Annotated in this window: 5 protein-coding genes and 1 pseudogene; all 6 read right to left on the bottom strand. The window is 75.9% G+C overall.

The window, feature by feature from the left end; all coding sequences use genetic code 11:
* The coding region (locus BI06_RS51665; RefSeq protein WP_233290423.1) for a WXG100 family type VII secretion target at nucleotides 1–1,630 on the bottom strand (1,630 nt) is incomplete at its 3' end.
* Nucleotides 1,631–1,671: 41 nt separating this feature from the next.
* Nucleotides 1,672–2,352 (bottom strand): hypothetical protein, encoded by a 681-nt coding sequence (locus BI06_RS35920; RefSeq protein ID WP_030396824.1) that lies wholly within the window; start codon nucleotides 2,350–2,352, stop codon nucleotides 1,672–1,674.
* Between the two features lies 1 nt (nucleotide 2,353).
* Nucleotides 2,354–2,644 (bottom strand): WXG100 family type VII secretion target, encoded by a 291-nt coding sequence (locus BI06_RS35915; RefSeq protein WP_030396825.1) that lies wholly within the window; start codon nucleotides 2,642–2,644, stop codon nucleotides 2,354–2,356.
* A gap of 95 nt (nucleotides 2,645–2,739) precedes the next feature.
* On the bottom strand, nucleotides 2,740–3,072 hold the full coding sequence (locus tag BI06_RS35910) for a WXG100 family type VII secretion target (protein ID WP_030396826.1): 333 nt from the start codon (nucleotides 3,070–3,072) through the stop codon (nucleotides 2,740–2,742).
* Between the two features lie 122 nt (nucleotides 3,073–3,194).
* On the bottom strand, nucleotides 3,195–6,518 hold the full coding sequence (locus BI06_RS35905) for a right-handed parallel beta-helix repeat-containing protein (RefSeq protein ID WP_043475335.1): 3,324 nt from the start codon (nucleotides 6,516–6,518) through the stop codon (nucleotides 3,195–3,197).
* A pseudogene (locus tag BI06_RS49875) lies at nucleotides 6,515–7,570 on the bottom strand (hypothetical protein); the annotation flags it as partial. The pseudogene BI06_RS49875 and the gene BI06_RS35905, both read right to left, overlap by 4 nt.

Below are 7,570 nucleotides of genomic sequence, written 5' to 3'. Positions count from 1 at the left end.
TCTTCTCCACGGTCCGGCCGGCCGTCCCCGCCACTCCCGCGGCCGGCAGCAGCGGTACCCCGCCCGCGGTCAGCCCCTCGCCGCCGGCGGCCGCGCCGGCGGCGGACCCGGCCTCCGGCTCGCCGGAGGCCGCCCCGGCCTCCCAGGGTTCCGTACTCGGCGTCAGCAGGCCCGAGGCGTCGGACCGCTCGCCCGAACCGTCCCCCCGGCCGGCGGGAGCGCCGCCACCCATGCCCGGCATGAAGGGCATCCCGGCGCCGCCCATGCCCGTCGGCAGGCCCGACTCGGTGGCCGCGCCGACCGGGAGCCCGGTGGCCGTTCCGGCGCCGTCCTGGAGCTCCTCGCCGGCCGCCTCCTCCCCGGTCCGGTCGGCCCGGCCGCCGAGACCGAGGCCGCGCGGGAACCCGGCGAGGCCGGAGGCCGTCCCGCGGCCGGTGGTCAGGCCCTTGCCGACCACGCCCGGACCGCCGAGGCCCGCGAGGCCGCCGAGCCCGAGTGCGCCCAGCGTGCCCAGCGTGGGCAGGCCCCCGAAGTCGGTCCCGTCGAGCCCGCCCAGCTTGTCGAGGCCGCCGTGACCGCCCAGGTCGGCCAGGCCGGGGTAGGTCCCGGGGTCGAGCGCGGCGAGTCCGCCGGGGCCGAGGCCGAGCCCGCCGGGGAAGGACAGCCCGGGCAGGTCCGGCAGCCCGGCACCGTCGAGGCCGCCCGCGCCGCCGAGCTCGCTCAGCCCTCCGGGGCCGCCCAGTCCGGCGAGGTCGTCGAGGCCGTCCGCGCCACCGGGGCCGGCACCGAGGTCCCCCGGCGCGCCGAGCCCGTCGAGGCCGGGCCCGGCGGCGAGGCTCGCGAGGTCGCCCCCTCCCGGGAGGTCCCCGCCGACGCCCTGCGGATCCGGCAGCGGACCGGGGCCACCGCCCGGACCGTCGCCGCCGGGCCCCTGGTGCTCGTCGGGGGTGTTGACCGGTGAGGGGACCGGCTGCGGGGAGACGATCGTGTCGGAGGTGAACCGGTAGTGCGAGGCGAGGCTCTTCAGCACCGTCCGCATGTCCTCGGTCATGTTGCGGACCAGCTCCGGCTTCTGGCTGATCGGGATGAGGCCGTTGGACATCGGTGTCAGGCCCAACTGCTGTGCCCGGTCGGCGTACCAGGTGTCGATCTCGGCGAGCTTGAGCCTGGCGTTCCTCAGCGTGACGGCATTGTTCGCCAGTTGCTGGGGGACGGAGTGCCGACCGGTCGAACCGCCGGACAGCACCTTGGCGTTGGCCGCGACCTGGCGGGAGAAGGTGGTCATGGTGTCGAGGAAGGAGTCCGCCGCCGGACCCTTCCAGGGGCCGTCCTCCCCGGCCAGCGCCTTGGCCTGGTCGACCAGGCTCTTCGCCACCGCCTCCAGCGACTTCTGCACCCGGTAGTAGGTGTTGGCGGCGTCCTGGAGCGACCGGGGATCGGAGACCGACCGGGCGTGGGACAGGTTGGCGTCGTCCCCGACCCCGGCGGACATGCCGCTGACGGCCGCCATGATCTGCTTCCAGTCCCAGAGGTCGTAGTCCCCCTCGGAGCCGGTGGCCGAGCCGTCGGTGGTCCCGAAGACGGCTCCGTCGTCGCCCTGGTGGAAGCCGTGGCCGTTGTAGTCGGGCACGTCCCGTTCTCCTCTCGATCCGTCCGACCGGGCCGCGCCGGTCAGGCCGGGGCGGGGGTGTTGCCGCCGGACCCGTTGCCGGTGCCGCCGCCGGTGTTGGCACCGGTGGTGTTCGCCGTGCCGGTGCCACCGTTCGCGGTGACCACGGCGTTGAAGTCGCCGACGGCGTCGGCCACAGCCTGCTGGAAGTCCCTGGCCGTCATCCCGTTGGCCTCCTCGACCGTGCGGTACTTGGCGCTCAGCGCCCTGACGCCGTCCCGCAGGTCCGTCAGCCCGGTGATCAGCGAGGAGAGCGACTCGCCGAAGTCCTTCTTCAGCCCGGCGTCGCCGTTCGGCCCGTTCACCCGGTTGCGCATGACGTTGGCGTGGTAGAAGGACCCCGGCGCGACGCGAACGCCGTCCAGGGCGGTGGCGACCTCGCTCATCGGCCGGATCAGCCGGTCGATGTTGGCCGCGAACACGTCCAGGGAGGGCGTGCTCACCGCGACGGTGCCCGGGCCGGTCGCGCCGTGCCGCGGCACGACCGGGACCGCGAAGGGGTTGGTGTCGCTGAACGTCCCGTGCCCGGCACCGATGTGGGGGTCACCGGTCCAGTGGTCCGCGCCGCCCGAGCCGCCGCCACTGCTGCCGGAACCGCCCCCGTAGTCGTTGGGGTTGATGTTCGGGTCGGAGGACTGGTGGGAGTCGTCGCGCGCGGCGAGGGACTCGTCGGTCGCCGACACGTCACTGGTCCCAGAGGCTCACGCCGTGCCGCTCGCCCTGGTGGTAGGACTCGTGGATCTGCCCGAGCGCGGTGGTCGCGTTCTGTGCCTGGAGCACCATGTCGCCGGCCGCTGCGTCCCACTTGGTCTTCGCGGTGTCGTAGGTCGTGCGGGCGTCGCTGCTCCACTCGCTGAGGTGCTGCGCGGTGCCGTCGTCCAGCTGGCTGAGGGTCTGCTGGAGCTTGTTGCTGATCGCGGCCATCTCACCGACGATGTACTCGACCTGGGTCATGTTGACCGCGTAGGTGCTCATGGGTGTGACTCCTCCTGGGGTTCCGGGGGCGGGCGGCGCGGCCGGGGCGGGGCCCGTGGACCGGCCCGCGCCCGGCCTGGTGCACGGGGCGTGCGCTAGAAGCCGGGCAGCGGGGTGGCCATGCCCTTGCTGAGCTGGGAGGCCATGTCCGTGGTGGCCTGGTGGGTCGTCCCGTACGACCCGGTGTTCGCCTGGAGCTTCTCCAGCATCAGACCGAGCTGCGTACGGACGGTGCCGAAGTCCTGGAGCCAGGTGTTCATCGCCCCGAGGTACGTGGTCGAGGCGTCACCGGTCCAGCTGGACTGGAGCGTCTCGATCTGGCCGGCCATCTGGGTGTAGGTGCGGTTCGCCTCGTCCAGCGCGGTCTGGAAGTTGCTCTGGGCGGCCAGCATCCCCTCGATGCTGACGGAGGTCGTCTGGTTGGCCATCAACCGGTCCTTTCGGTCGTGCGGTCAGGAGTGCTGCCGTGCTGAGCCTCTGTCGCCCATGCTGCTCCACCCGGTGCCGCCCGGGCCGCGGATCACCCCTCCGCTGCCCCGCCGACCCCGGATCACTGCACCGGCCGCCCGTCGGCCGAGGCGCGGAGCGGGGCGGGAAGGTCCGCCGGGGTGACGGTGCGCGCACGGGCGGAACCGGCGATCCGCAGCGCCAGCAGGTGCGCCCCGCGCGCCCCCAGCGAGCCGTCCTGTCCGGCCAGCTCCGCCGACACCGCGTCGCTGACGACGAGACCCAGCGACTCCAGCCGCCGGACGGTCAGCGCGGCAAGCTCGGCGCCGGTGTACGGGGGCAGCGGCAGGTACTCCGCGAAGAAGCCCGCGAGATCCGTCCGCGCCGCCAGCAGGCCCATCAGGAACGGCGCGCGCCCGGAGAGCACCAGGGCCGCGCCGTGCGCGTCCCGACCGGCCGCCCCGGCCGCCAACGCGTCCACCACCGCCGCCTGTTCGACGGCGGGCCGACGCTCGAACAGCGGGTCCGCCTCGACCAGCAGCACGCCGCCCGCGGCCCGCCGGAAGGCGTCCGCGACGGGACTGCGCGGCTGCTCCGCCCACCGGGCGGGCACGGCCGACAGCCGCAACCGGTCCAGCGTGCCGAGCGGGACGAGGCCGAGCTCGGCCAGGGACCGGGCGTAGGCGGCGGCCAGGGCCCGCCGGCCGCTGCCGGGCGTACCCTCCAGGACGACGTCCGCCAGGCCGGCGGCGCCTTGTCCGGCCGCGGCCAGGGCGTCCAGCCGGGCCGCCAGCGCCTGCCGAACCGGGACCAGGCCGACCAGTCCTGCCAGGTGGCGGCCGGCCGCCGGTCGGGCTGCGGCTCCGGACCCGGGGGCCGCCGCGGCGGCGGGGGACGGTGTCGAGGGGGCGTCCGCGGGCGATCGGTTCGCCTCGGCACGGACGGCTTCGGCACGGACGGCTTCGGGACGCACGGGCTCTCCGCGCACGGCGGTGACGTCGGCGGCCGTGAGCACGCTGAGCTCGCCGTCGTCCGCGGGCGGCCGGACGGCCAGCCTGGACGCCTGGTTGCTGATCATCGACTCGAAGACCTGCCGGGCGACCCGGCCGTTCCCGAAGGTCGGCCCCTTCGGGACGTCCTCGAAGTGGCGGGTCAACGCCTCCACCGCGCCGCCGGTCGGTTCGTAGCAGTGCTTGGCGCACAGGCCCCGGACGATGGTCACCAGCTCGCCCGGCGCGTAGTTGGGGAACTCCACCGTGCGCGAGAAGCGGGACGCCATCCCCGGGTTGGAGGCCAGGAACTGGTCCATCTGCTCGGAGTAGCCCGCCACGATGACGACGATCTCGTCACGGTGGTCCTCCATCAGCTTCATCAGCGTCTCCACCGCCTCCTGCCCGAAGTCCGGCCCGGTGCCTCGGGACTGATTGGTCAAGGTGTAGGCCTCGTCGACGAAGAGCACCCCGCCGAGCGCCCTGGTGAAGACCTCCGTGGTCTTGATGGCGGTGCCGCCGATGATCTGGGCGACCAGGTCGGCGCGGGCCACCTCCACGATGTGGCCCTGGCCGAGGATGCCCAGCTCGGCGAGGACGGCGCCGTAGAGCCGGGCCACGGTGGTCTTGCCGGTGCCGGGCGGACCGGCGAACACCAGGTGCCGGCTCATCGGGGGCATCGGCAGGCCCATCTCGCTGCGCCGCTTGGTCATCCGGTTGAGGTTGATCAGCCCGGTGACCTCCCGCTTGACGCTCTCCAGGCCGACCAGCGCGTCCAGTTCGGCCAGCGGCCCGGTCCCGCCGTGCGCGGGCGGGCCGTCCGCCGCCGGGCCGGGCTCCGAGCCGGTGGAGGCCCCGGCCCGCGCGGCGGCGCCGTCGTGCGCTCCGCCCGTGTCCCGGGCCGCCGCACCCCGGACCGCCGGGTCCTGGCCCGCATTCTCCTGGACGTCGCAGTCGTGGAGGCGCACGGAGCCCGCCGGACCGGCGCACCGCACCCCGCCGCCCGCGTTCTCCACGACCGCGCAGTTGCCGAGGTCGGCCCTGGCACCCGCCCGGACGTCGACGCCGTAGCCGCGGGCCCCGCTGACCCGGCACCCCACCGCGGTGAACGAGCCGCCGGCCAGCACCCGCACGCCCTCGGCACCCGAGCCGGTGAACTCGCTCTCATGGGCGGTCAGTTCGCCGTCCTCGCCGACGACCGCCGGGCAGCCGTCCAACAGCGAGGCGGTGACCCGGACGCTCGCCCCCGCCGCCACTCCCAGGCCCCGGCCCGGGCCGGTGGTGGTGATCCGCGCACCGGTCAGCAGGCCGGTGGCGCGGCCCGTCAGCTCGACGGCCGTCCCGCCGGCCAGGGTGATCGCCGCCGCCCGCAGCGACACCTCCGCACCGCCGTCGGCCCGGACGCCGTGACCGGCCGCCCCGGTGACGGTCAGCCGGTCGAGCTCCCCGCCGGCCCCGTCCGTGACCAGGACGGCGGTGGTGGCGGCGTCCCGCACGGTCAGCCCGTCGGCCACGACGGCGCTGCCGGGGCCGCTCACCCGGAGCCCGACCGGCGTCCCGGTGATCTCGCAGTCCCGGAGCACCGGCCGCCCGCCGCCGGTCACCTCCACCCCGCTGCCCGCCGCCCCGGTGACCGTGCAGCGGCGCAGCACCGGCGCCGCACCCTCCGCGACGTGCACCGCCTGCCCGGCCGAGCCGGAGAGGACGCAGTCGGTCAGGGTGGTCTCTCCCCGGCTGGTGAGGTAGGCGTCGACAGCGGCGCTGCCGCTCACCGTCACCCGGTGCAGGGCCGCCCGGCCCTCCTGCTCCACGGCGAGGCCCGGTTTCCCGCTGCCGGTGATCCTGACGCCCTCGGCCAGCACCGACCCGCTGCCGTTGACACAGATCCCGTTGCCCCGCGGCCGGTCCAGTCGGCAGTCCCGGACCTCCAGCCGGCCGCGCTCGGCGACCACCACCGCCGAGGAGCCGGCGTCCGTCACCTCGGTCTCCTCCAGGACACTCGCCGCGGTGGAGGTGACGACCACCCCGGCACCGTACGGGTTGACCACCCGGCAGCCGCGCGCCGCGAGGGTGGCGTCCTGACGCACCAGCACGGCGGCCCACGCGTCCCCGGTGATCCGGCAGCCGTCGAGCGCGGACTGCCCGCGGCGGAGGTCCAGGACGGGAGCCTGCCGGTCGTCACCGGAGAGCACGAGGCCGGACAGCTGCACCGCCTCGGCGTCCACGACCACGGTGCTGCCGGCGGCGGCGTGCACCTCGACGCTCCCGGCATCCCCGGCCGCGGCCACGGTGACCGGGCGCGTGATGCCGAGCGCCTCCTCGTATCGGCCCGGCGCGACGGTGATCAGCGCGCCCTCGGGGGCCTCGGCGAGGGCGCCGGAGATCGAGCGGTGGGCGCCCGGGCGGTGCGGGGAGACGAGCAGCACCTGCCTGCTCACAGGCCGGCTCCTTCGGTACGGGGGGCGGGTGTCCGGGCGCCGGACGGCGGGGGAACGGAGGTGCGGGCAATGGACGGCGGGGGAACGGTCGTGCGGGGAACGGACGGCGGGGGAACGGGCATCAGCCCGGGCGGGTCGGCGCCGTCGACGGTCTCGTCCGTCCCGGCCGCCGCCAGTGCGGCCGGGATCCGTTCCAGACCGGCCAGCGCCATCGCGTCCAGCTTCACCGGCCGCAGATCCACCCGGCCGTCGGCGGCGATCTCGGACGGCGAGAGCTCGCGCAGCATGACCGTCCGGCCGTCCACCCGCAGCACCTTGAAGCCGGTGCCCGGCAGGAAGAGCACCCGGTCGGGCACGGCCGGGTCCAGTATGGCCGTCCGCCGGGCCGTCATCGACCAGACCAGCACGTCCGTCCCGTCCGGGGGCCCGGCGTGGAGGGTGGTGCGGGCGTGGCAGAAGGCCCACTCGGTGAGCAGCCCGCCCTCGCGGTAGAGCGCACGCTCCGCCTCGGCCAGCCCACTCCGGAGCAGGACCGGCCCGCGGTACGAGGGCAGTCTGCGCAGCCCGGCCGCCACGCACCGGGCCAGCGGCACGTGCGGACCCGGGTCGGCGCTCCGGACCGCGGCGTCCGCCCGGCGGCTGTCCCCGGACAGGTAGAGCCGGACGGAGACCAGCTCGGTGAGCGCGGCTGCCGCCTCGGCGCGGTCCGTACCGCGCAGGCCCGGGGACTCCGACATCACCCGGGAGACCGATCCGGCGATCGCGTTGAACTGCTCGCTGAAGGTGCGGCGCACCCAGCCGCGCTCCTGCTCGATTCCCCGCTCGGGCGGGACGGCGCAGGCCGCGGCCCCGGGGACGGGCTGCACCCGCGCGCGCAGACCGGCCGACGCCGGGACGGCGGCGGACGCGGCAGGGGCACCGGGCACAGCGGGCGCTGCGGGAGCGGCCGGGGACGGCGAGGGGGACGGCGCCGGATCCGGCACGGTCTCCGGTGCGGGAGGGGGCGGCGGTCCTCCGGACTCCAGCCGGAACCCCGGGACGGACGCCGGGGC

The organism is Kitasatospora sp. MBT66 (assembly GCF_000710405.2).
Taxonomy (GTDB): domain Bacteria; phylum Actinomycetota; class Actinomycetes; order Streptomycetales; family Streptomycetaceae; genus Kitasatospora; species Kitasatospora purpeofusca.
This window is presented reverse-complemented; position numbering and strand designations above follow the sequence as displayed.